The sequence below is a fragment of the Halomonas daqiaonensis genome (assembly GCF_900109725.1).
Classification (GTDB): Bacteria; Pseudomonadota; Gammaproteobacteria; order Pseudomonadales; family Halomonadaceae; genus Halomonas; species Halomonas daqiaonensis.
In genome coordinates this window covers 56,754-80,845 of record NZ_FOBC01000007.1, presented here as the reverse complement: position 1 = coordinate 80,845, position 24,092 = coordinate 56,754, and the positions used below count along the sequence as shown (strand labels likewise).

Here is a 24,092-nt window from a genome sequence, read left to right as displayed (position 1 = left end):
CTGGAGACAGCACTGGCACTCTGTTAACCAGGCTATCCGGAGAGAGCGGGGCTTTACCGGCGACAGGCCTACTCCGCCGCCTCCGCGCGACGATAGCGCCCGGTATAGTCGAAGAGCTTCTCGCGCACCTGCCAGTGGCGTCCCACCTTGCGGCCCACCACGAAGTCGGGGTGGCGCAGCCGGCGCTGTTCGGCGATCACCTCATCCGGCGTGTGTGGCGACCAGCGGCAGCCGGGGGCACGCAGATGATCGCGCAGGAAGGCTGCGGCGAAAGCGGCGCGCTGGGCCGGAGTCTCGAGGGCGAACCATTCGGTGAGCGTGGTACCGTCCTCATCGTGATAGGTCACTTTCAAACGTGGAAGCCCACGGCCGTTGACGGTGGCTTCGAGCTGCATGCCGGCGACGCGCAGCACCCGGGCATCGCGCAGGCGTAGCGCCTCCTTGAGCTTGTCGTCGGCGTCAACCAGCAGCCGCTTGCAGCCGTGGCAACGGCGGGCGGCGATATCATTCTCGGCGCCGCAGTCGCTACATACCTTGAAGCGGAAACGAAAGTCGCACTGCCTGGTTGCTGTTCCCTTTCTAGGCTCTTTACTGGCGCCCGGGGCCGCGCCGGGCAGGGCCGGCTCGCCGTTCTCAGCGTCCACCAGCCCCTGGCAGCGGCGACCGAAGTGCTCGATGACCAGGTCGCCGTCGCGACGCCCCCAGAAAAGGTTGGCATGGCCGCAGGCCGGGCACTCGACCTGCACCGGCTCGGTATCGCCGGCCGGCTTTGGCGCCCCCACCTCCGGCGCATAGAGGTCCCAAGGGTTGCCGGCGTAATCGAGGACCAGGCAGTCGCGCTTGCCCGGCGAGAGGCGCAGGCCGCGGCCGACGATCTGCTGGTAGAGGCTCACCGACTCGGTGGGGCGCAGGATGGCGATCAAGTCCACGTGGGGCGCATCGAAACCGGTGGTGAGCACCGCCACGTTGACCAGGTACTTGAGCTCACAGGCCTTGAAGGCGCTGATGAGCCGTTCGCGTTCAGCGGAGGGCGTCTCGCCGGTGATCAGCGCCGCCTCGCCCGTCGGCAGGTAGCCGACGATTTCCTCGGCGTGGGCCACACTGGCCGCGAAGAGCATCACACCCTGGCGATCCCGGGCGCGCTCGACCACCTCGGCGATGACCCCCGGAGTAGCACGGTTTCCTGCGACCACCCGATTAAGCTCCTCCTCTCGGAAGAGGCTACCCGCCGCCGGGCCTGACGTGGAGAATAGTGCCGAGAAATCGTAGCGTTCGACGGCGGCGTCGACCCGCACCGGTTGCGCCAGATAGCCCTGCTTGACCATCAGCCGCAACGGCTGCTCGAAAACACAGTCGCGAAAAAAGGCGTTTTCGTCGCCGCGTACCATGCCGTGATGATGACGGTGGTAGATGAAGCCCTGGCCCAAGCGATAAGGGGTCGCCGTGAGGCCCAGAATCTTGAGGCGTGGGTTGGCCGCACGCAGGTGGTCAATCACCTGGCGGTAGCTGGAATCCTCCGCCGGCGATACCCGATGGCACTCGTCGATCACCAGCAGGGTGAAATCCCGATCGCCGAAGCGCTCCAGCCCACGCACAACCGACTGCACCGAGCCGAATACCACCTGGCGTCCGGCCTCCTTGCGACCCAAGCCGGCACTGAAGATGTCGGCCTCGAGGCCGTACGCCTGGTACTTGGCGTGATTCTGTTCCACCAGCTCGCGCACGTGGGCCAGCACCAGGACCCGACCTCGAGCCAGGCTCGCCAGCTCGGCGATCACCAGCGATTTGCCACTGCCGGTGGGCAGCACCACCACCGCCGGATCGCTGGTGCCGCGGAAGTGCGCGACAACACGGCTTACCGCCGCCTGCTGGTAGGGGCGCAGGGAGGGAGATGTGGGGCCCGAAGACGCGGAAGGCGGCACCAGTGCCACCTTCCCATCATGCTGACCAGCGGACATCAGCCCAACCAGACCCGCGCATTGCGGAACAGGCGCATCCAGGCACCGTCCTGGGTCCAGTCAGCGGGACGCCAGGAGTTGGTCACCGCGCGCACCACCCGCTCCGGGTGCGGCATCATGATGGTGACCCGACCGTCCGGGGTGGTCAGGCCGGTGATGCCGGAAGGCGAGCCATTAGGGTTGGCCGGGTAGCGGGTGGTTACCTGGCCATGGTTGTCCAGGAAGCGTAGGGCGACCTGGCCGCTGCCTTGGATATTGCGCAGGTGGGCGCTGTCACGGAACTCGGCACGGCCTTCGCCGTGGGCCACGGCAATCGGCAGACGCGAGCCCTCCATGCCGGCCAGCAGGATCGACGGGCTCTCCTCCACCTGCACCATGGAGACCCTCGCCTCGAACTGCTCGGACTCGTTGCGCACGAAGCGCGGCCAGGCCTCGGTGCCGGGAATCAGCTCCTTGAGCTGGGCGAGCATCTGGCAGCCGTTGCACACCCCCAGCGAGAAGCTGTCGTCGCGCTCGAAGAAGGCCGCGAACTGCTCCCGCGCACGGGGGTTGAACAGCACCGACTTGGCCCAGCCGCCACCGGCCCCCAGCACATCGCCATAGGAAAAGCCGCCGCAGGCCACCAGGCCATTGAACTGCTCCAGGGAGATACGCCCCTCGAGGATATCACTCATGTGCACGTCCACTGCCTCGAAGCCGGCCCGGTCGAAGGCCCAGGCCATCTCCGACTGGCCGTTGACGCCTTGCTCGCGCAGCACCGCCACTGCAGGGCGGGCCTTGTTCAAGTAGGGCGCGACAATATCCTCGTCGACATCGAAGGTTGGCTGGGCGGAGAGCCCGGGGTCGCGGCCATCGAGCAGGCCATCGAACTCGCTCTTGGCGCAGTCGGCGTTGTCACGCAACGCCTGCAGGCGGAAGCTGGTCTCGGCCCAGGTCCGCTCAGCCAGCAGCCGGGTGGTCTCCAGCAACGGCGCCTCGAAGAGGGTCACCCGCACCTGGTCGTCGTAGCGCGGCCGAGCGATGACGCCGCAGGTCTCGATGCCGGCGGCGGCGAACTGGGCCAGCACCGCCTCGGTATCCTTGCGGTTCACCTGGATCACCGCTCCGAGCTCCTCTGCGAAGAGGGCATTGAAGGCGTCGACGGGCTCGTCGCTAAGCCAGTCGAGCTTGATCTCGAGGCCCGTATGGGCGGCGAAGGCCATCTCCAGCAGGGTCACCAGCAGGCCACCGTCGCTGCGGTCATGATAGGCCAGCAGCTTGCCCTCGGCGTTGAGACCCTGGATTACCGCGAAGAACGCCTTGAGGTCTTCGGGGTCGTCCAGATCCGGGCACTCGTCGCCCACCTGGCCGTAGACCTGGGCCAGGGCCGAGCCGCCCAGACGGTTCTGGCCACCGCCCAGGTCGATCAGCAGAAGGTCGGATTCGTCCTGCTCCAGGTTGATCTGCGGGGTCAGGGTCTTCATGGCATCGGTGACCGGGGCGAAGCCGGTAATCGACAGCGACAGCGGCGAGGTAACGCTTTTCTCTTCCATCTCGCTCTGCCCTGTCTCGCCCTGTCCTTTATCAGCGCCGTCCTCTTCCTGCCAGGCGGTACGCATGGCCATCGAGTCCTTGCCCACCGGAATGGCGATACCCAGCGCCGGGCAGAGCTCCATGCCTACGGCATGAACGGCGTCATACAGCGCCTGGTTCTCGCCCGGGTGATCGGCGGCGCTCATCCAGTTGGCGGAAAGCTTGATGTCGGAGAGCTTGTCGATGGGTGCGGCGGCCAGGTTGGTGATGGCCTCGGCCACCGCCAGGCGGGCGCTGGCGGCCGGATCGATCAGCGCCACCGGCGGGCGCTCACCCATGGCCATGGCCTCGCCGGCATGGGTGTCGAAGCTCGCCGTGGTCACGGCGACGTCGGCCACCGGCACCTGCCAGGGGCCGACCATCTGGTCGCGGGCCACCTGACCAGTGATGGAGCGGTCGCCGATGGTGATCAGGAAACTCTTGGAAGCCACGGCGGGCAGGCGCAACACGCGATCCATGGCCTCGCGCAGGTCGAGGTTGTCGAGCATCACCGCAGAGAGTGTATTGGCCCGACGCTGGAACTCGCGGGTCATCTTCGGCGGCTTGCCGAACAGCACGCTCATCGGCAGGTCGACCGGCTGGCTCTCGAAGTGGCCATCGGTCACCGCCAGGTGGTGGGCCTCAGTGGCTTCGCCCACCACGGCATAGGGGCAACGCTCACGACGGCACAGCGCCTCGAAGGTGTCGAGGTCCTCCGCGGCCACCGCCAGCACGTAGCGCTCCTGGGCCTCGTTGCACCAGATCTCCAGTGGGCTCATTCCCGGCTCGGCGTTGGGCACGGCGCGCAGCTCGAACAGCCCGCCGCGCTTGCCATCCTTGACCAGCTCCGGCAGGGCGTTGGAAAGGCCGCCGGCACCCACGTCATGAATGAAACGGATGGGATTGCCCTCATCCAGTGCCCAGCAGCGGTCGATGACCTCCTGGGCGCGGCGCTCCATCTCGGGATTGCCGCGCTGAACCGAGGCGAAATCCAGGTCGGCGCTGGAGGTCCCCGACGCCATGGAGGAGGCCGCGCCGCCGCCCAGGCCGATGAGCATCGCCGGGCCGCCCATCACGATCAATTTGCCACCGACCGGGATCTCGCCCTTCTCGACGTGGCCGTCGCGGATATTGCCATAGCCGCCGGCGAGCATGATCGGCTTGTGGTAGCCACGGCGCTCTATGCCGTCGTGGCCCAGGGTGTCCTGCTCGTAGGTGCGGAAGACTCCAGCGAGATTCGGGCGGCCGAACTCGTTGTTGAAGGCGGCAGCGCCGATGGGGCCCTCGAGCATGATCTCGAGCGCCGACTGGATGCGCTCCGGCTTGCCGTAGTCGAAGGCTTCCCAGGGCTGCACGAACTCGGGGATGCGCAGATTGGAGACGCTGAAGCCGGTCAGCCCCGCCTTGGGCTTGCCGCCGATGCCGGTAGCGCCCTCGTCGCGGATCTCGCCACCGGCGCCGGTGGCCGCCCCGGGGTGCGGCGCGATGGCCGTCGGGTGGTTGTGGGTCTCCACCTTCATCAGGATCTGGATCGGCTCGCGGGTGCTGCCATAGACGGCCCGCTCGCCCTCCTTGCCGGTGAGAGGCGCTGGGAAGAAGCGCGGTGCCTCCGAGCCCTTGATTACCGCGGCGTTGTCGCTGTAGGCGGAGAGGATGTCATCGGGGAAGCACTCATGGGTGTGCTTGATCATCCCGAACAGGGAGTGACTCTGTGGCTCGCCATCGACTACCCAGTCGGCGTTGAAGATCTTGTGGCGGCAGTGCTCGGAGTTGGCCTGGGCGAACATCATCAGTTCGATGTCCGTGGGGTTACGGCCAAGGTCACGGAAGGCATCGACCAGGTAGTCGATCTCGTCCTCGGCCAGCGCCAGCCCCAGCTCGGCGTTGGCGGTGGCCAGCGCCTCGCGGCCCCCTTCGAGCACGACGACGCTGCCCAGCGGCGCCGGCTCGTGGTGCTCGAAGAGTTTGGCCGCGTCGGAGGCATCGGCGAGCACGCTTTCGGTCATGCGGTCGTGCAGGGCCGCCTTGATCTGCTCGAAGGCAACTTCGGTGAGGGTGCCTTCGAGCTTCACCCGGTAGGCAACGCCACGCTCGATGCGCCGCACCCTGGCCAGACCGCAGTTGTGGGCGATGTCGGTGGCCTTCGAGGACCAGGGCGACTGCGTGCCGATACGCGGCACCACCAGAAACAGCTGACCCTCGGCACGGCGCTCACCTTGCAGTTCTGGGCCCTCGCGCTGTTGCGCTGGACCATAGTCGAGCAGTTGCTCCAGCAGGCGACGCTCGTCGTCCCCCAGGTCGCCGTCATGGTCGACGAAGTGGACATGTTCAGCGTGCAGGGACTCGACCTCGGGAACGGATGCGCGCAGGGCGTCCAGCAGCTTGGCATGACGGAAAGCAGATAGGGCGGGCGCGCCTCGCAGTTCGAGCATATCCTGGAGCCTCTGAAACAGGGAGAGTTCGGGGCCGCGACCGGCGGCAACGAGCGCACATGATACGGGAAAGCGCCGGGCGCGAGAAATCGGCGCAGATGACAGCCGCCCGCGGGCTGGGTAAGGTTTAGGATCTAATCGCCGCACATCGCCTACATGCCTGCATTCCCGACCGACCCTGCCCGACGCCAGTGGCGCGGGACCGTTCTCCTGACCAGCGCCCTTCTGTTGGCGCTGCTGCCCGTGCGTTCCGGCACCCCGGAGGGGCCGCATCTGGAGGAGGTACTGGCCCGGGACTTCCTCAGCGTGCACACCCGCAACACCCCCACCACCTACTACGAAGGGCGCCAGGGGCCCACCGGGTTCGAATACGAGCTGGTGCGGCGCTTCGCCAACCACCTGGGAGTCAGCCTGACCCTGGATGCCGACCACCACATCCAGGGCGTTCTGGATGCCGTACGCGAGGAAGGCGACCTCGGTGCGGCCGCCCTGCCCCTGGATCCGACGCTGGAGGGCCTGCTTTTCAGCCGGCCGATCATGCTGCTGCAGCCGTTGTTGGTCTATCGCCGCGATCTGCACCCGCCGGAGACGATTGCCGAACTCGATGGGCTGGAGATCGGCACCCTGCGCGGATCCGGGGCCGACCGTGTGCTGCGCGAACTGCAGACCGAGCATCCCGAGCTGAGCTGGAAGGAATCAGTCGCCCTGGAAGTGGCCGATCTACTTGGCCAGGTGGCACGCGGCAACCTGGATGCGGCAGTGGTCTTCGAGCACCAGTTCCGCCTCAATCGGTTGTTCTTTCCCGAGGTCGAGGATGGCTTCACCCTCGGCAAGCCACTTTCCCTGGCCTGGGCCTTCCCCGCAGGACGCGGCCTGGGGCTGGTCAATGCCGCCAACCGCTTCCTCGATGACCTGCGCCGCGACGGCGAACTCGATGCCCTGGTAGCCAGCTACTTCGGCCATGACGATTATCTCGAATACGTGGGCGCCCGCATCTTTATTCAACAAGCCCGCGAGCGCCTGCCGCATTACGCCGAGCTGTTTCGTGAGGCCGCCCGCAATACCCGCTTCGACTGGAAGCTGCTGGCCGCCGTGGGCTACCAGGAGTCCCATTGGGACCCCAAGGCCACCTCGCCTACCGGCGTGCGCGGGCTGATGATGCTGACCAACGCCACATCCGGCGATCTCGGCGTCGACAATCGCCTCGACCCCGCTCAGAGCATTCACGGCGGCGCCCGTTACTTGCGAGAATTAAAGAATCGACTGCCCGAGTCGATAACCGATGAAGACCGGCTCTACATGGCCATGGCCGCCTACAATGTCGGCCTCGGCCATCTCTACGATGCCCGCAGGATCACCGAGCAGCGCGGCGGCGACCCAGACCAGTGGCGCGATGTGCGCGAGTCCCTGCCACTGCTCCAGGAACGCAAGTGGCACAGCCAGACCCGCCACGGCTACGCTCGCGGCGGCGAGCCAGTGATCTATGTCCGCAATATCCGCCGCTACTACGAGATCCTGGCCTACCTTGACCGCAGCCAGGAGCAGTTTCATGAACTCAATGCTCGCCTGCCGGATGGAGACGACAGCGATGTTTTCCAGCTCGTCCCCCCCAACACCTGATCGACGAGCTGGACCGTGGTAACGCGACCTTCCCTCAACCTGACGCTATTGGCGCTGCTCCTGGCTGTGCTCGCCTCGCTGCTAGACTGGGTGCCGCCCGGGCAGGCTCTTTCCCTGACGGGCTCGCTGCCGATTCTCGCAACGACCCTCTGCCAGCTCGCCTGGCATCACCACCACCAGGCACTGGCACGCTGGACAGGGCTGGCGATACTGATGGTGCTGATCTTCGCCCTGGCCAGCTTCCTGATACCGGAACACTGGATTGCCCATGCCGCCTGGAATCGGCTTGCCGAGCGGCTGATAGCCGGCAGCCTGATCGTCGACTGGCGGCCTCCCTTGCTGGTCATCCTCTGCCTGATCATGCTGATCGCAAGCCTGCTGGTAAGGACCCGCGCCAACCTGGGATCGCCCCAGCTGCAGGCCATGACCGCGCTCCTTCTGATCATGCAGGGGATCGAGACCTGGCATGCCCCCCACCTGCTCTCGCTGGCCGGCTCAGCCCTGGAGCAGGCTGCCCTCTGGAGCCTGCTGGCCGCCCAGCTCAGCGGGGTTGCGGCCAACTGGCGGGATCATTTTCCCGGCCTGAAGCGTGCCCTCTCCGCCGGTGTTCTGCTGACCTGCCTGACGCTGCTCTTCTGGCACCAGCAAAAGACACTGGTAGAGAGCAACCTCCGCGCGGATACGCAGGTCCAGAGCCAACGTCTCGCGGAAAATCTGTCACGGGAAATCCACGATCATCTCCAGGCAATGCAGCGGTTTGCCAACAGCTGGGAATTGCAGGACAGTCTGCCCGCCGAGGCCCAATGGGCACGTCAGGCCGCTCCCTACCATCGGGATTTCCAGTATTTCCTTAACATCGCCTTCATCGATACCGATAGCCGCATTCGACGTGTCTATCCCGCCAGCGCGACCAATCAGCGCCTATTGGGCAGGCGACTCTTCGATGCACAACCCGAGGGGCGCTCTGCCCAGGGAGAAGCCCTCTTCAGCGGCCGGATAGGACGCACCGGCATCATCGAGCTCCTGCAGGGCGAACCCGGGATCATCCACTACCTGCCGATTCTCGACGATGACTCGCAAGGGCCACGGGGGGCCGTCGGCATGGTGGTCAGCCTACCGGTGCTGGCAGACACTCTCTTCCGCCAGACGAATGCCAACCACTTCGGCCTCTCTCTGATGACACTCGACCAGACGCTGGCCGAGCGCGAGGCCATAGCTCGCGTGGCCGCCTGGCAGCACCGCTCGTCCATCGATCTGGATGGCCTTTCGCTGACCCTGGTCTCGAGGCCGACCCTGAGCCTGCTACTGAGCCGACTGTCTCGCCAGCCGGTGGTCAGCCTGACTACCGGCCTGTTGCTCGCCTATCTGCTCTACATGGTGCTCTTCGCCCACCACCACATGGCCTCACAGCAGCGCCTGATGGTTCGCTCCAACCGGGAGTTGCGCCACGAGGTGCGCAATCGCACACGATTACAGGAGGAGGTCGAGTGGCTCGCCAGCCACGATGACCTGACCAAGCTGCCCAACCGCCGACATTTCATGCAGGTCCTGGAACGCCATCACCAAACGCGTCCGCTGAGTCTGCTGATTTGTGACATCGACCATTTCAAGCAGATCAACGACACCTTCGGCCACCTCCAGGGCGACCACTACCTCAAGCGTATCGGTGAGCTGGGAAGGGAAATCATCGAGTCGGCCGGCGGGGTCTTCGCTCGTTATGGGGGTGAGGAATTCATTGCCTGCCTGCCGAGCCATGACGCCGTCATGGCAAGAGACATCGCCGAACACCTGCGGGAAGCCATACAGCATCTCGACCTGCGCCAGGCCGATGGACGCCCTCTCACCATCAGTATCGGCGTCACCACCCAGATGGATGGCGAACTCCAGATCGATGCCCTCCTGCAGGCCGCCGATGAAGCGCTCTATGCGGCCAAGGCCGAGGGACGCAACAGGGTGATCATCGCTCCCCCACCCTCAGCGCCAGCAGGATCGTCACCCTGATGACGGCCCTTCACGGCGCGTCGCGAAGAAGTCCCTGAGCAGTCGGGAGGCCCTGGAGGCCAGAACACCGCCCTGCACCTCGACCCGATGGTTGAACCAGGGCTGGGCGAAGAGGTTGGCCTTCGATTCCACCATGCCACTGCGTGGCTCAGCCGCGCCGTAGACCAGCCGCGCCAGGCGAGCATGGATGATCGCCCCGGTACACATCAGGCAGGGTTCCACGGTCACGTAGAGGGTGCAGCCATCCAGCCGGTAGTTGCCAAGCCGCGCGCCGGCATCACGCAGGGCGCGGATCTCGGCGTGAGAGCTGGGATCGTGCTCCCCCACCGGGGCGTTGAAGCCCGCGCCGAGGATCTCGCCCGCGGCGTCCACCACCACGGCGCCCACCGGGACCTCGCCGGCGGCAAGCCCCTGCCGGGCTTGATCCAACGCCCGGTGCATGTAGAAGTCGTCGCTGCGCACTGTCATGAACTCCCGTAGACTGGGTGGCATTCAGACGATCGTATGATAGCGATGGCCGCCATGCCATCACCCCGGAGGAGAACGATGAAGCACGACGCCCTGAACGCCCTGGTAGACCTGCTCGCCCTGGAGCCACTGGAGGAACACCTGTTCCGCGGCCGCAGCCAGGACCTCGGCCTGCCCCAGCTATTCGGTGGCCAGGTGCTGGGCCAGGCGCTTTCGGCGGCCAGTCAGACCGTCGATTCGGCGCGCGACGCGCACTCTCTCCACGGCTACTTCCTTCGCCCCGGGGATCCCCATCGCCCGGTGGTCTATCAGGTCGATGCGATCCGCGACGGAGCGAACTTCACCACCCGCCGGGTCACGGCCATCCAGAAGGGTCGGCCGATCTTCTTCTGCAGCGCCTCCTTCCACGGTGAGGAGGAGAACATCACCCACCAGCCTGCCATGCCCGACGTCGCCCTACCCGAGACGCTTGTGGAGAGCGATGCCCGCTTGGAGCGCTTTCCCGGGCACCCCATCGAGTTCCTGCACCTTGGCGATGAGGCCGAGGCTGGTCGACCGGCCCGCAAGCGCCTCTGGTTCCGGCTGGTCGGCGACCTGTCCGACGATCAGACGTTACACCGCTACCTACTCGCCTACATTTCCGACTTCAACCTGTTGACCACCGCCCTGGTGCCTCACGGCATTGACTTCCGCGACCCTCAGTTGCAGATCGCCAGCCTCGACCATGCCCTCTGGTTCCACCATGACGTCAGGGTCAACGACTGGCTGCTCTACGACATGGACAGCCCCTGGGCTGGCGGGGCAAGGGGCTTCGCCCGCGGCAGTATCTACGACCGCCAAGGTCGGCTGGTCGCCTCCAGCGCCCAGGAGGGGCTGACCCGGCTACGCCGCTGATGTCTGGCATCGGGCCTGAAGCGGCGCTACCATGCCACTGCTGCCGCAATAGCTCAGTTGGTAGAGCAACGCATTCGTAATGCGTAGGTCGGAGGTTCGACTCCTCTTTGCGGCACCAGACATTTCAGTGAGCATACCGAACGGATCCTGACCGACTGGCTGAGACTGGCACCGGAAGTCATCGACGCTCCACGCGCCAATGGCGTGACCTGGGGATACCACGACGTGGGTCCCCGATCATGCTGGTCGCGCTGACCACCCTCGGCCTTCCGATTTCCCTGGCCATAATGCCTACACCCTGATTGATAATCTCGAGAGCCTGTGAACATACTGGCAGGAGATCGTTACTGACTCTCCTCAACATGGACGCTGGCGAGCATGCGGATTCGACAATCCTGCTGTCTAGGATGGCATTGGATAAGAAAACGTATCATTGCGAACACCCATATCCCCATACGCCTTCTGCGTGTCGATACCCTCGGCGATCTGTCGCTATTCGACTTGAGCCTGAGTCCGTCGCTGCTGACAGTGCTGATGCAAACCAGCCAGTTGACCCGCGAGACCGCTGAGGAAACTATTAACGAAAAGTTCGATGGCCGGAAAACCCGACCATGAAGCTCGTGCGCCTGTCCGTGATCAGCATTACCGCTTGCGTAATGGGCCTTATCGCCCTGGTTCTGGTGGGTCTGCACAGCATGGGCGAGATGCATGAAAAACAGGCAGAGATCAAGGCCCTGATGGATCTCCACCACCGCATCGGGGAGTTCTCCGTGGCCAGCGACGCGCTGCTGACCAATCGTGTCCCCCCGTCGCGATTGGCGAGCTATCGTGACGAGGCAGTCTCCCTCAAGCAGACCTTGTCAACGCTGTCGGATGATCATCCCGGCGCTCGCCGCGCCATCCACCACATCGACTTCCTGGTCGGCACCCTCTCGGCTGTCTATTCGCAATCCGCCAGGCTCCAGGAGGGAAGCGATGCCCAACGCCAGGCCGACAGCCCGCTGCTTCTGTCCCTGCACAGCCAGGCCATCATGAATCAGGTGGCCGACTACGGTATCGAACTGGATACCGCGCTTCGAGAGGTAACGATCCAGCGTCAGGCACAGATCGCCCGCGATGCCAACTGGATCGCTGCCAGCTTTGCCGGTGCGGCGGTCATGTTCGGCCTCTTCTGCGTCGCCGCCTTCGGGCTCCTCTTCAAGCGAATCAATGGCCCCCTTCGGACGCTTTCACAAGCTGTACAAAGGGTCGAAGCCGGCGAGCATGGCGTTCACGTTCCGGTGTCGGGCTCGGACGAATTCGCCGACCTCTCACGCACCTTCAACCGGATGCTCGACCAGCAGGAATCCATGGTCGAGACCCTCTCCGGTGCCCTGGCCACTCGCAGGGCACTGATCGACTCGCTTCCCGCCCATATCGCCCTGCTGAATGAGACGGGCAAGATTCTCGACGTCAACAACCAGTGGCGACACTTCGGCACCGACAATGACCAGCGGGACGCCACCTTCGGGGTCGGCAGCAACTACCTGGCGGTGTGCCGTGCCGCCGATGGCGACTGCGCCGAGGAGGCACTCGAAGCAGCCGATGGCTTGCAGGCCGTACTGGCGGGTGACAGGGACGCCTTCGCTCTCGAATATCCCTGCCATTCCCCTGACCAGCCTCGCTGGTTCCGCATGATGGCGACTCGGCTTATACCGGCCCAAGAGGCGCAAGGCTTCCTGGGCGCCGTGGTAATGCACGTGGATATCACCGAACGCAAGTTGGCGGAACAGGAGCTGAAGCGACAGGCCTATGAGGATCCGCTGACAGGCATTGCCAATCGGCTGGGTTTCATCGAAGCCTTCTCGCGCCATCTCGATCGACACGGCTGGAACCCTCAGGACATCGTCGCCCTGCTGGATATCCGGGAGATGCGCAGCATCAACGATGCCCATGGTTACCATGTGGGCGACCAGTTGTTGATCGAGATGGCACGTCGCCTCGGGGAACACCTCTCGGATAACACGCTGCTCGGCCGTATCAGCGGTGACCAGTTCATCGTCTTGCTGCCCGGTGACGATGCCTCGCGACCCTACGAGCGTCTTGATCAGCTGGCTAACATCTTCCATCAGCCGATACATCTTTCAGAACTGATCATCGAGATCGAGGCCCGTGGCGGCTATACCATGCTGGGAGAGGACGAGCGCAGCGCCGAGGCCCTGCTCCACGAGGTGGAGATCGCCCTGCATGAGACTCGCCGGCGAGATAACAGCCAGTTCCATAGCTACGACCGGGAGATGGATCGGCGCGCGCAGCAGCGCATCGACCTGACGCGAGAGCTTCGAGTCGCCCTGGAGAATGACCAGTTCGAGTTGCACTTCCAGCCCAAGGTGGACCTGGCGACCGGCACAATGATCGGCTGCGAGGCGCTGATCCGCTGGGCGCACCCGGAGCGCGGCATGCAGATGCCTGGCCAGTTCATCCCTGTCGCCGAGCAGAGCCAGCTGATCGGCCCGATCGGCGAATGGGTACTCTTCGAGGCCTGTCGTCATCTGCGTGAATGGCAGGAGGCGGGGCTCGACCTGGTCCGGGTCTCAGTGAACGTCTCAGTGGACCAGTTCCGCCTGGGTGACTTCACCCACAAGGTAAGAGAGGCGCTCGAGACCTACACCATCGATCCCGCCGCCCTGACCCTGGAGATCACCGAAAGTGTGTTCAGCGAGGAATCCGAGACGCTGCGCCGGCAACTCAATGACCTGCATGCACTGGGGGTGCGGCTCTCCCTGGATGACTTCGGTACCGGCTATTCGTCCTTGCTCTACCTCCAGCGATACACCTTCGACGAGATCAAGATCGACATGGGCTTCGTTCGGCGAATCCTCGACGAGCCCCTCAACCGCAACCTCGTGTCCATGATCCTGGGCATCAGCGAGGTATTGGGGGCCGATACCGTAGCCGAGGGCGTTGAGAATACCGCCGTGCGCGATGCCCTGCTCGAGCTGGGGTGCCGAATCGGCCAAGGCTACTATTACAGCATGCCGCTGGAAGTGGAGGACTTCCGCTGGTTGCTGGAGAAGCATTCCCGTCTGCCCCTGGCACCGCCCACGCCCACTGACACTCCCCTCTGATGGCTCCATAACTCCGGGGATGACATGACGCACGCAGGATGACGGAGGAACTTTTATGTCGGAGGAACCTTTCGAGCAGGAGATACGATGAACGATACCGACGCGATAGCGGAACACGGACTCGTCAAACGACCCACCGGCATTCACGACCTGGACACGGTCACCCATGGCGGGCTGCCCGCTGGCGGCGCCACCCTGGTAATCGGCGAACCCGGCTGCGGCAAGACCATCATCGGCCTGCAGATCCTCGCCAGCGCCCTGGAACGTGGGGAAGGCGGCGTTTTCATGAGCTTCGAGGAGTCGCGCGAGCAGCTCCTGCGCAATGCCGATGCCTTCCGCTGGGGGCCGCAACTGAGGGAGTCACCACGCTGCGAGATCATCGACGGCCAATCGATGAGGCGTGCCGAATTTTCCGGGGCCTTCGATATCGAAGGGCTCCTCGCCGTGCTGGACCTATGTGCCAAACGCGTGGATGGCAGCTGGATCGTACTCGATGGCATCGATCAACTGCTGCGTCGCCAACCGGACAGCCAGACGGCCATCGACCAGATCGCTCAGCTCAATGACTGGTGCATCGAGCAAGGCTATTCGATGTTGTTGACCGGCAAGCACATGGGTGACAACCGCCCCCAACCGGATTACCTCAGCGGCATCGAGTTCATGCTGTCCACTATCCTGGTGCTGTCCAGCACGCTGGTGGAAAAGCGCCTCAACCGACGCTTTCGCATTGCCAAGTACCGGGGCACCCGCCACAACCCCGACGAGCTCGCCATGCTGATCGATGACGCCGGCATCCATCTCCCCTATGCCGACCCCTTCGTCGCCGAATCGGTACCGGCCGCCGGCGAACGTCTCGGTACCGGCATCAAGCGACTCGACAAGATACTCGATGGCGGCGTCTATCGCGGCTCTATCGTGCTGGTTTCCGGCCAGCCCGGGACCTCCAAGACTACCCTGGGGGCAGCCTTCGTTGCGGCTGCCGCCAGGCGGGGCGAGCGCGCGCTACTGGTCAGCTTCGACGAGTTCGCCCGCCAGGTCGTGCGCAACGTCGCCACCCTGGGCATCGACCTGCAGACGCCCATCGACAGCGGCCATCTTAAAGTCGTCACACGAGCGAGTTGGGATGCATTGGTCGAAGAGCACTACATGGCCATGCTGGAACTGCTCGATGACTTCCAACCCGACTGCCTGGTCATCGACCCGGCCTCGGCCCTGCTCAAGTCGTCCGGTGCCGAGAGTGCCTTCCTCGCCCTGGAGCGTCTACTGGCCATCACACGCATCCGTGGCATTACCACGCTGCTCACCTCGCTGTCCGAGGCTGATGATCCCTTCGACGAATCCACCCTGAGCCATGCCTCGACCCTGGCGGATACCTGGATCGTGCTGCGCTACCAGGTCATCGGCGGCGAGCGTAATCGCTCACTGACGGTGGTCAAGTCTCGGGGAACGGCCCACTCCAACCAGGTCCGCGAGATGACGCTCTCCCACCAGGGTATCGACCTCGCCGATGTCTATCCCTATGGCAGCGAGGTCCTGATGGGTACGGCGCGCGTCCAGAAGGAAAGCGAGGAAGCCGCCCTGCGGCAACGCCAGCTCAAGGAACGCCTTCGCCAGCGACAGCGATTGGAACGGGACATCGACAAGACCCGTGGCTTTATCCAGCAGGGGCAGGAGGAGCTTGAACGCCTGCAGGAGGCACTGACCGCCGAACATCACGACCAGACGGAAGCCGATGATCAGGTGGAACGTCACGAGCACAGCATCCTGCGCCGCCGGGATGCCGACCAGGGAGGAGTCGACCCGTGAACCGCCCGCTTGCCGACGATGGCCAACACCAGCACGACAGCTCGCTCATCCTCTTCGTGACCGGCGAGGCGCCGCGTTCCCACCGGGCCCAACGCAACCTGGCGGCCGCCCTCGACGCCAGCGGCATCAGCGACGCTCCGGCCCGCGAGATAGACCTGTTGCATGAGCCGCAACAGGCCATCCACTTCGGCATCTTCGCCACCCCCGCCCTGATGCACATCGACGCCTCGGGGAACCGCCGAGTGCTCTATGGGGACCTCTCCGATGAACACAGGCTGAAGGACTTCCTGTCCGTGCTCTGATACGGACAGGCCTGCTCAACCGAATCTGACGCCATCACCCTGGCCGGACACTCACGACCGGCCAGGGCAAGGCTCAGGACTTGCCGGCAGTGAAGCCACCGTCGACCATCAGGGTGGTGCCGGTAACGAAGCTGGCCTCGTCGCTGGCCAGAAACAGGAAGGCGTTGGCCACCTCCTCGGCGCGCCCCAGCCGTCCCATCGGATGCAGGCTGATCAGCCCCTCGATCATGTCGTCATCCAGGGCCTCGAGCAGCGGGGTGTCGATATAACCGGGCCCGATGGCGTTGACCCGCACGCCCTTCGGCGCCGCTTCGATGCCAAGGGTGCGGGTCATGTTGACCACCCCGCCCTTGGCAGCGGTATAGGCGGCGGTCTGGGACTGGCCGAAGACCCCGAGGATGGAGGCGCAGTTGACGATGCTGCCGCCGCCCTGGCGATACATCACCTTGAGCGCCGCACGGGCCACCCGGAAGACCCCGTTGAGGTTGATATCGATGACCTTCAGGTAGTCATCGTCCTCGAGCTCGTCGGTGGGGCAGATGCCGCCGATGCCGGCATTGTTGAACACCGCCTCCACACTGCCCAGCTCCGCAACGGTCTCCTCGAACAGGCGATCCACCTGGGCGGTATCGGTGACGTCGCATGCCTTGAACAGGCAGCCTCCGTCGTAGCGGTCATCGAGTTCGGCGGCCCTTGCCTGGCCGTCGCTGCCCTCGAGGTCGGCGATGACCACGCTGGCGCCCTCCTGCAGGCAGCGCTCCACGCTGGCCAGGCCGATACCGCTGGCACCGCCGGTGACGATGACGTTCTTGCCCTTCATGCGCATGGGTCTTCTCCTGTCGATGACCTTCCGGCGCGACGAACGACCACGCCTTTGTGCCCCCCCAGTGTAGCAAGCACCCGACCGCGAAAACCCCGCACCACTGCAGCTTCCGGCACTTTCTCAGCGTGTCTTGACCCGCATCAACTCGTTCCAGCGCGTGGTGTAGCGCGAGGTACGCCGCTCGCAGCGCAGCGCCCAGGCGGTGCCTTGGCGTGGCAGGCCGAAGCGCACGGTATCACGGCCCATCTCACGATTGAGCCGGTCCACCGTCGCCATCAGCCGCTGGCTGCGCCCGCGCGCCCCCTCGCTGCGCGGAGCCAGCAGCGAGAGCTGGTGGCAGTCGGCCTCCACCAGGTCGAGCAGCATCACTCCGCATTTCTGGTAACGCACACCCTCGAGGAAGATCGCCGCGAGCCCCCGAGCAGCGGCCTCGAGCAGCTCGCGGCTGTCGTCGCTGGGGGCCGGCAACGGCACCACCACGCTGTTGCGGTACTGGCGCTCGCCGGCCAGGTGCTGGTTGGTGCGCACAAAGACCATCAGCGCCCGGGCCTGGCTGCCCTGGCCACGCAGCTTCTCGGCCCCGCGGGCGACGTGCTGGCGCACGGCCTCCTGCAGATCGGGCAAGGCACCGGTCAACCGCCCGAAGGAGCGCGAGACCATGATGCGCTGGCGCGGCGCATTGATGTCATCGAGCAGGATGGCCGGGCGACCGCGCAGCTCCCAGACGATGCGCTCCAGCACCACCGAGAAATGGCGCCGGATCTGCTTGGGATCGGCCTGGCGCAGCTGCCAGGCGGTGTGGATCTCCATCAGCGCCAAGCGTTCGGCGGTGCGTCGCGCCACGCCCCACAGCTCGGTCACCGGCAGCCCCTCGAGCAGCGCCCGAGTGGCGGGGCCGTCGGCCTCGAGCAGGCAGACGCCCTCATAGGCAGGAAGCTTCTTGGCTGCCCGGTTGGCCACCTTGGCCAGCACCCGGGTCGGTGCCAACCCCACGCAGACCGGAATGCCGGTATCGCGGCGTACGGTCTCGCGCAGCCGCTGGGCATGGGCCTCCAGGCCGGCCGAGGCGAACCCGGAAAAGCCCACGAAGCTCTCGTCGATGGAGTAGACCTCCACGTCCGGCGAGAACTCGGCCAGGATCAGATTGACCCGCCGGCTCATGTCACCGTAGAGCGCATAGTTGCTGGAGAGCAGTACCGCCTGGCGGCGAATGGCCGGCGGCAGCAGATGCATCGGCGCCCCCATCGCCACGCCCAGTGCCTTGAGTTCGTTGGAGCGCGCCACCACACAGCCGTCGTTGTTGGAGAGCACGCCGACCGGCCGCCCCTCCAGGCGCGGGTCGAAGACACGCTCGCAGCTGACGTAAAAGTTGTTGCAGTCGACCAGGGCGATCACGGCTCGCCCCCCGGCAATGCATGGAGCACATGGGTGACCACGCCCCACACCTCACATTCGCGGCCCGCCAGCGGAATCGGCGCGAAGCGCGGGTTGCTGGCCATCAGGAAGGTCTGCTCGCCACGGCGTTCCAGGCGCTTCACGGTGGGCTCGCCATCCACGGCGATCACCACCACCCGCCCGGGCAGCGGCTCCAGGCTGCGGTCCACCACCAGCAGATCGCCGTCGTGGATACCGTCACCCAGCATGGAGTCGCCCTCGGCGCGCACGAAGTAGGTGGCGGCCGGGCGCTTCACCACATGGGCGTGCAGGTCGATCTCCACATCCAGGTGGTCGTCGGCGGGGCTGGGAAAGCCCGCCCGAACCCGGCAGCCCATCAGCGGCTGGGCCGACTCGCCGGGGAGCAGCACGGCGCGGCCGATCATCCGGGCGGTGGTGGATATCGACGACATCAGAGGCCTCTCCGCCAAATACTGTTTATATGTATAGTATTCGACATTTTTTCCCTGCCTGGCAAGCCCTGCCAGCACCCGGGGGCGCGTGCTACCGTGAAGGAGCGAACACAAAGAACCATTACAAGAAACGATCACCAGGACGCCCGCCATGCCCCATCCGCTGCTCTCCCGCCAGCCCTTCACCGCGAAAGGCAAAGTCGTCTCCGCCCGCGAGGCCGTGAATCTGATCCGCGACGGCGACGCCGTAGCGACCGGCGGCTTTGTCGGTATCGGCTTCGCCGAGGGGCTCGCCGTGGCCCTGGAGGGACGCTTCCTGGAGACCGGCGAGCCCCGCGACCTGACCCTGATGTATGCCGCCGGCCAGGGCGACGGCAAGGAGCGCGGGCTCAACCACCTGGGTCACGAGGGGCTGGTGGCGAGGGTGATCGGCGGCCACTGGGGGCTGGTGCCCGCCCTGCAGAAGCTCGCCCTCGAGGGGCACATCCAGGCCTGGAACCTCCCTCAGGGGGTGATCTCGCACCTCTTCCGCGACATCGCCGCCGGCAAGCCCGGCACCCTCACCCGGGTGGGCCTGGGCACCTTCGTCGACCCGCGCCTGGGCGGCGGCAGGATCAACGACGTCACCACCGAGGAGCGCGTCTCGCTGCTGCCCATCGACGGCGAGGAGTACCTCTTCTACCGGGCCCTGCCGCTGCAGGTGGCGCTGCTGCGCGGCACCACCGCCGACACCCTGGGCAACGTCAGCATGGAGCGCGAGGCCCTGACCCTGGAGGCGCTGGCCATCGCCACGGCGGTGCGCAACGCCGGGGGCGTGGTGATCGTGCAGGTGGAGCGCCTCGCCGAGCACGGCACCCTGCACCCCAAGGACGTGAAGATCCCCGGCATCCTGGTCGACTGCGTGGTGGTCTGCGAGGATCCCGCCCACCACTGGCAGACCTTCCGCACCGCCTACAACCCGGCCTTCTCCGGCGAGATCCGCGCCCCCATGGCAACGCCAGAGCCGCTGCCGCTCTCGGCCCGCAAGATCATCGCCCGGCGCGCGGCCTTCGAGCTCAGGCCCAACAGCGTGGTCAATCTGGGGATCGGCATGCCCGAGGGCGTCGGCGCGGTGGCGAGCGAGGAGCGCCTGCTCGAGCACCTGACCCTGACCGCCGAGCCCGGGGTGATCGGCGGGCTGCCGGCCGGCGGGCTCGACTTCGGCGCGGCACTGAACACCCAGGCGATCATCGACCAGCCGGCCCAGTTCGACTTCTACGACGGCGGTGGGCTCGACATCGCCTTCCTGGGCATGGCCCAGGTGGACGGCGCGGGCCACGTCAATGTCTCGCGCTTCGGCCCCCGACTGGCCGGCGCCGGCGGCTTCATCAACATCAGCCAGAATGCCCGCAAGGTGGTGTTCATGGGCACCTTCGTGGCCACCAGGGAGGCCCTAGCCATCGTCGACGGGCGCCTCGAGGCGCCCCCCGGCGGCCAGAGCAAGTTCGTCGCCGAGGTGGAGCATCGCACCTTCAGCGGGACGCTCGCCGCCGCGGACGGCAAGCCGGTCTGCTATGTCACCGAGCGGGCGGTGTTCGAGCTCACCCCGGAGGGCCTCACCCTCACCGAGATTGCCCCGGGAGTCGATCTGGAGCGCGACGTCCTGGCGCTGATGGACTTCACGCCGCGGATGCCCGAGCCACCCCGGCTGATGGACGCGCGGATCTTCCGCGAGGCGCCCATGGGGCTCGCCGAGGAACTGCTCGACCAGCCGCTGGCGCAGCGCTTCAGCCTCGACGAGGAGGCAGGCATTCTCTTCATCAACTTCGAGCACCTGCGCGTCACCTCCCGGGCGGACATCGAGGCCATCGAACAGGAGGTCGAGCGTCGTCTCGCTCCGCTGGGCCGCCGGGTCCAGGCCATCGTCAACTACGACCACTGCCGCATCGACGACAGCCTGCTCGCCCCCTACACCGAGATGGTGCGCGGCCTCGAGCAGCGCTTCTACACCCGGGTGACCCGCTACACCACCAGCGGCTTCATGCGCCGCAAGCTCGGCCACGCCCTGGAGGCACGCGCCGTCTCGCCGCATATCTACGAGAGCGCCGAGGAGGCCCGGGCCCACCTGGGCGACAGCGAGGACTGAGACCGCGGATCAGGTATCGAGGGCCAATGCCTCTACCGGCACCGGCCGTCCGAAGAGGTAGCCCTGGAAGGCGTGACAACCATGCGCCGCCAGCCAGCCCTGCTGGGCCTCGGTCTCGACCCCCTCGGCGATCACCTCCAAGTGCAGGCTCTGGGAGAGGGTGATGATGCTGACGACGATGGCCGCACAGGCCTCGTCCGCCAGCAGGTCAAGCACGAAGGACTGATCGATCTTGAGCTGATCCATCGGCAGACGCCTGAGGTAAGAGAGCGAGGAGTAGCCAGTGCCGAAGTCGTCCAGTGAGAAGCTCACGCCGTGCTCCCTGAGGAGCCGCATGGTCTCGCGGGCCTCGTCGCGATTATCGACGAACAGGCTCTCGGTCACCTCGAGCTTGAGCCGCTCAGGACGGGCGCCGGTGCGCTCCAGGGTGGCCAGCACCCGCGCGACGAAATCCGTCTCGCGGAACTGCTGGGCACTGACGTTCACCGAGACCGTGAGGCCGGCCGTGGCGGGATCCTCGGCCCAAGCCGCCAACTGCCGGCAGGCGGTCTCCAGCACCCAGTCGCCAAGGGGCACGATCAGCCGGTTCTCCTCGGCCAACGGAATGAACTCGCCCGGGGAGACCAGGCCGCGCTCCGGATGCTGCCAGCGCAGCAGTGCCTCGACCCCGACCATACGCCGGTCGGCATTTACCTGAGGCTGGTAGTAGAGCAGGAACTCGTTCCGGGCCAACGCCTGGCGTAGATCCGCCTCGAGTCGCGCACGGGCATGAAGCCTTGCCTGCATGGCCGGATCGAAGAAGCGCAAAGTGTCGCGCCCGGCCTGCTTGGCCTGGAAGAGGGCCATGTCGGCCTGCTGGAGGATCTCATCGAGGGTCGTGCCGTGATCACGGTAGAGCGTGATACCGATGCTGCCGGTCATCGTCACCGAGCTCCCGACCACAGTGACCGACGCCTGGAGCACCCCGAGCAGCTTGTAAGCGACGCGTTCGACGAGAACCGCCACGCGCTGAGGGTCGCGGCCCAGGTCGCGGAGCAGCACGGCAAACTCGTCGCCGTCCAACCGAGCCAGCGTATCACTCGCGCGCAACACCCCCGTCAGTCGGCCTGCGACCTGCTGCAGCAACTGGTCGCCGGCGTGGTATCCCAAGGTGTCGTTGACCTGCTTGAAGTTATCCAGGTCGAGGTAGAGCAGCGCGCCGAACTGCTCGCTGCGATAGCTTTCCTTGAGCGCGTCCTCGAGGTGGTCAAGCAGCAGCCGGCGGTTGGGTACCCCGGTCAGGGGGTCATAGAAGGCGAGCTGGTGTATCTCCGCCTCGGCGGCCTTGCGTTGAGAAATATCGCTGAAGGTGGCCACATAGTGCGTTAGCTCGCCGGCCTCGTCGTGTACCGCGCTGATGGTCAGCCACTCGGGGTACACCTCGCCGTTCCTGCGCCGATTCCAGATCTCGCCCTGCCAACTGCCGTTCTCCCGCACGCATGCCCAGAGGTGCTGGTAGAAGGCCTCGTCGTGGCGTCCGGAACTGAGCAGGCTGGGATTGCGGCCCAACACCTCCGCCTCGGAGTAGCCGGTGATGCGAGTGAAGGTATCGTTGACCTTGAGGATCCTGGCCTGGGCATCGGTGATGACCATGCCCATGTGCGTCTCGAAGGCGGTGGCGGCGATGCGCAACTGGGCCTCGGTGGCACGGGACTGGGTCACCTCGCGCACGACGGCCAGCACGCCGCTGGAGCCGTCGCCCTCCTCGGCCAGCGGACTGAGGATGGCCTGGAAGTCGCGGGGCACGCCGGCCAGGATGACGCGATACTCGGTCTCCACCGGTTCACCGGTGGCCTTCAGCTCGGCCAGGGCCTGATCGAACTGCCGCGACACCGCATCGGGCAGAACCCCGCGATAATGGCGCTGCAGCAGCGTTTCGGGGTCCTCGAGCAGCTGGTCCCGGTCCACGGCATGGACATAGACGAAACGCCCATGGGCATCGAATACGAGGATCATGTCCTGGATCGAACCGACCAGGGCCTGCATTCGCGCCTCTCGGTCCTGCACCGCCCGACGGGCCTGCTCACGCTCCACCAAGCGCCGGCGGAGCTCCCCTTCCAGCCGCAGCCGGCCCAGGTAATGGCGCAGCAGCCACCAGCCCAGCGCCGCCACCACCAGAAAGATGCCGCCCTGCAGCCAGAGCCGCTGCCACCAGCCGGCCAGCAGCACCTCGACCTCCTCGCCGACTACCACCAGCAAGGGCAGGTCCGCCACGCGCTGCATGGCATAGAATCGCTCACTGCCATCCAGCGGTGAGGCCGTAAGCAGGGTCGTCGATACCTCGCCACTGTCGAGGAAGGCTCGGGTCAGCGGCTCGCTGACCGGGGTGCCGAGCACGTCCATGGCGCCCCCCTCATCGAAGGCCGGCCGGCGAGTGATCAGTCGCATCTCGGTATCGGCGATGGCGATGCTCTCGCCTCGTGTCATGTCTAATCGCTCGAGGGCCTCGCCGAAGATCGCTGGATTGAGCCGCACCACGGCCAGCCCCCGGAACTTGCCATCTGGCCCCTGCAGGCGAAGGGCATGGACGAGATGGTAGGTCTGCCTGAATGGCGACCAATAGAGCGGCGTCACCAGGGATTCGAGACTGGAATCTTCACGGAAGGCGAGATAGAAGGATCGGGTGCTGACGTTGTAGTCAGGCGGCCAATGGGGCGCAGAGGAGGCAATGACACGCCCTGCCGCATCCACCAGGCTCAGCTCATCGATGAAGGCAAGCCGGTCACGCTGACCGGCCAATAGGGTCTCGAAATCACTCGGGGTGAGCGCCAGTCTCGTCGCACCCCGATCCGGAGGCGTATCGAGCAACTGCGACAGTCCTCCCAGTGCATGCTCGCTCAAGGCGAAGGTAGTGGCCACCCATTCGGCCACCAGGTCGGCCCGAGCGCTGGCATGCTCCCGGCCCATCTCAAGGTCACGCCGATGCTGGTCCAGCAGGATAACGGCGAACAGAAGCAGCAGAGCCAGCAGAGCCAGCACGTAGAGGGCGATGGCGCGACGACGTGTATCCCGATGACCGCTCTCGGACAACGCCTCGGGGGCAAGCGACTCGCCATTCATGTCACGGGAAACCCTTGCGTTGAATCCAGAGTTAGAGGGTATCGACTCGACCCCAGGAA

General features: G+C 65.7%; 14 protein-coding genes and 1 tRNA gene. 8 read left to right on the top strand and 7 right to left on the bottom strand.

All coding sequences use genetic code 11. The features are described 5' to 3' along the window. Positions 1 to 68: 68 nt before the first annotated feature. Positions 69 to 1,958 carry a DNA repair helicase RadD gene (gene radD, locus BMY30_RS07255; RefSeq protein WP_089712080.1) on the bottom strand — a complete coding sequence of 630 codons (1,890 nt, stop codon included), beginning with the start codon at positions 1,956 to 1,958 and terminating at the stop codon, positions 69 to 71. Next, positions 1,958 to 5,941, bottom strand: coding sequence for a phosphoribosylformylglycinamidine synthase (purL, locus tag BMY30_RS07250; RefSeq protein WP_089712078.1), 3,984 nt, complete (start codon positions 5,939 to 5,941; stop codon positions 1,958 to 1,960). The genes radD and purL overlap by 1 nt, the downstream gene beginning before the upstream one ends. Positions 5,942 to 6,097: 156 nt before the next feature. Between purL and mltF the strand changes: the two genes are divergently transcribed. After that, positions 6,098 to 7,561, top strand: a complete 1,464-nt coding sequence (gene mltF / locus BMY30_RS07245; RefSeq protein ID WP_089712076.1) for a membrane-bound lytic murein transglycosylase MltF — start codon at positions 6,098 to 6,100, stop codon at positions 7,559 to 7,561. 15 nt (positions 7,562 to 7,576) lie between these two features. After that, a complete protein-coding gene (locus tag BMY30_RS07240) occupies positions 7,577 to 9,562 on the top strand; it encodes a GGDEF domain-containing protein (RefSeq protein ID WP_089712074.1) in 1,986 nt (661 codons plus the stop codon). Here the strand turns inward: BMY30_RS07240 and tadA are convergent. Continuing rightward, positions 9,554 to 10,024: a tRNA adenosine(34) deaminase TadA gene (gene tadA / locus BMY30_RS07235; RefSeq protein ID WP_089712307.1), complete on the bottom strand. Its 471-nt coding sequence runs from the start codon at positions 10,022 to 10,024 to the stop codon at positions 9,554 to 9,556. The two genes, BMY30_RS07240 and tadA, sit on opposite strands and share 9 nt — an antisense overlap. A gap of 84 nt (positions 10,025 to 10,108) precedes the next feature. On the opposite strand from tadA, the gene BMY30_RS07230 reads away from it, so the two are divergent. The 5 genes from BMY30_RS07230 to BMY30_RS07210 all read left to right on the top strand — a co-directional run bounded on the left by BMY30_RS07230 (position 10,109) and on the right by BMY30_RS07210 (position 16,139). After that, the gene (locus BMY30_RS07230) at positions 10,109 to 10,924 is read left to right on the top strand and encodes an acyl-CoA thioesterase (RefSeq protein ID WP_089712072.1); all 816 of its coding nucleotides are present in this window, start codon (positions 10,109 to 10,111) and stop codon (positions 10,922 to 10,924) included. Between the two features lie 42 nt (positions 10,925 to 10,966). Continuing rightward, a tRNA-Thr gene (locus tag BMY30_RS07225) sits at positions 10,967 to 11,042 on the top strand. A 493-nt stretch (positions 11,043 to 11,535) separates the two neighbouring features. After that, a complete protein-coding gene (locus BMY30_RS07220) occupies positions 11,536 to 14,031 on the top strand; it encodes a putative bifunctional diguanylate cyclase/phosphodiesterase (protein WP_089712070.1) in 2,496 nt (831 codons plus the stop codon). 87 nt (positions 14,032 to 14,118) lie between these two features. Next, positions 14,119 to 15,837, top strand: a complete 1,719-nt coding sequence (locus tag BMY30_RS07215; protein ID WP_089712068.1) for a DUF7125 family protein — start codon at positions 14,119 to 14,121, stop codon at positions 15,835 to 15,837. Continuing rightward, positions 15,834 to 16,139 (top strand): circadian clock KaiB family protein, encoded by a 306-nt coding sequence (locus BMY30_RS07210; protein WP_089712066.1) that lies wholly within the window; start codon positions 15,834 to 15,836, stop codon positions 16,137 to 16,139. The genes BMY30_RS07215 and BMY30_RS07210 overlap by 4 nt, the downstream gene beginning before the upstream one ends. Before the next feature lie 73 nt (positions 16,140 to 16,212). Here the strand turns inward: BMY30_RS07210 and BMY30_RS07205 are convergent, their stop codons facing one another. From BMY30_RS07205 to BMY30_RS07195, 3 genes are all read right to left on the bottom strand, one after another. Further along, positions 16,213 to 16,965, bottom strand: coding sequence for an SDR family NAD(P)-dependent oxidoreductase (locus BMY30_RS07205; protein WP_089712064.1), 753 nt, complete (start codon positions 16,963 to 16,965; stop codon positions 16,213 to 16,215). Positions 16,966 to 17,082: 117 nt separating this feature from the next. Further along, a complete protein-coding gene (locus BMY30_RS07200) occupies positions 17,083 to 18,357 on the bottom strand; it encodes a Y-family DNA polymerase (RefSeq protein ID WP_089712062.1) in 1,275 nt (424 codons plus the stop codon). After that, positions 18,354 to 18,809 carry a LexA family protein gene (locus BMY30_RS07195; RefSeq protein WP_170840094.1) on the bottom strand — a complete coding sequence of 152 codons (456 nt, stop codon included), beginning with the start codon at positions 18,807 to 18,809 and terminating at the stop codon, positions 18,354 to 18,356. Before BMY30_RS07195 ends, BMY30_RS07200 begins: the two co-directional genes overlap by 4 nt. 151 nt (positions 18,810 to 18,960) lie before the next feature. Here BMY30_RS07195 and BMY30_RS07190 point away from each other — a divergent pair, with 151 nt between their 5' ends. Then, on the top strand, positions 18,961 to 20,934 hold the full coding sequence (locus tag BMY30_RS07190) for an acyl CoA:acetate/3-ketoacid CoA transferase (RefSeq protein WP_089712060.1): 1,974 nt from the start codon (positions 18,961 to 18,963) through the stop codon (positions 20,932 to 20,934). A 9-nt stretch (positions 20,935 to 20,943) separates the two neighbouring features. On the opposite strand, the gene BMY30_RS07185 is transcribed toward BMY30_RS07190, so the two are convergent. Beyond that, positions 20,944 to 24,033 carry a bifunctional diguanylate cyclase/phosphodiesterase gene (locus BMY30_RS07185; RefSeq protein ID WP_244516144.1) on the bottom strand — a complete coding sequence of 1,030 codons (3,090 nt, stop codon included), beginning with the start codon at positions 24,031 to 24,033 and terminating at the stop codon, positions 20,944 to 20,946. Positions 24,034 to 24,092: the final 59 nt, after the last annotated feature.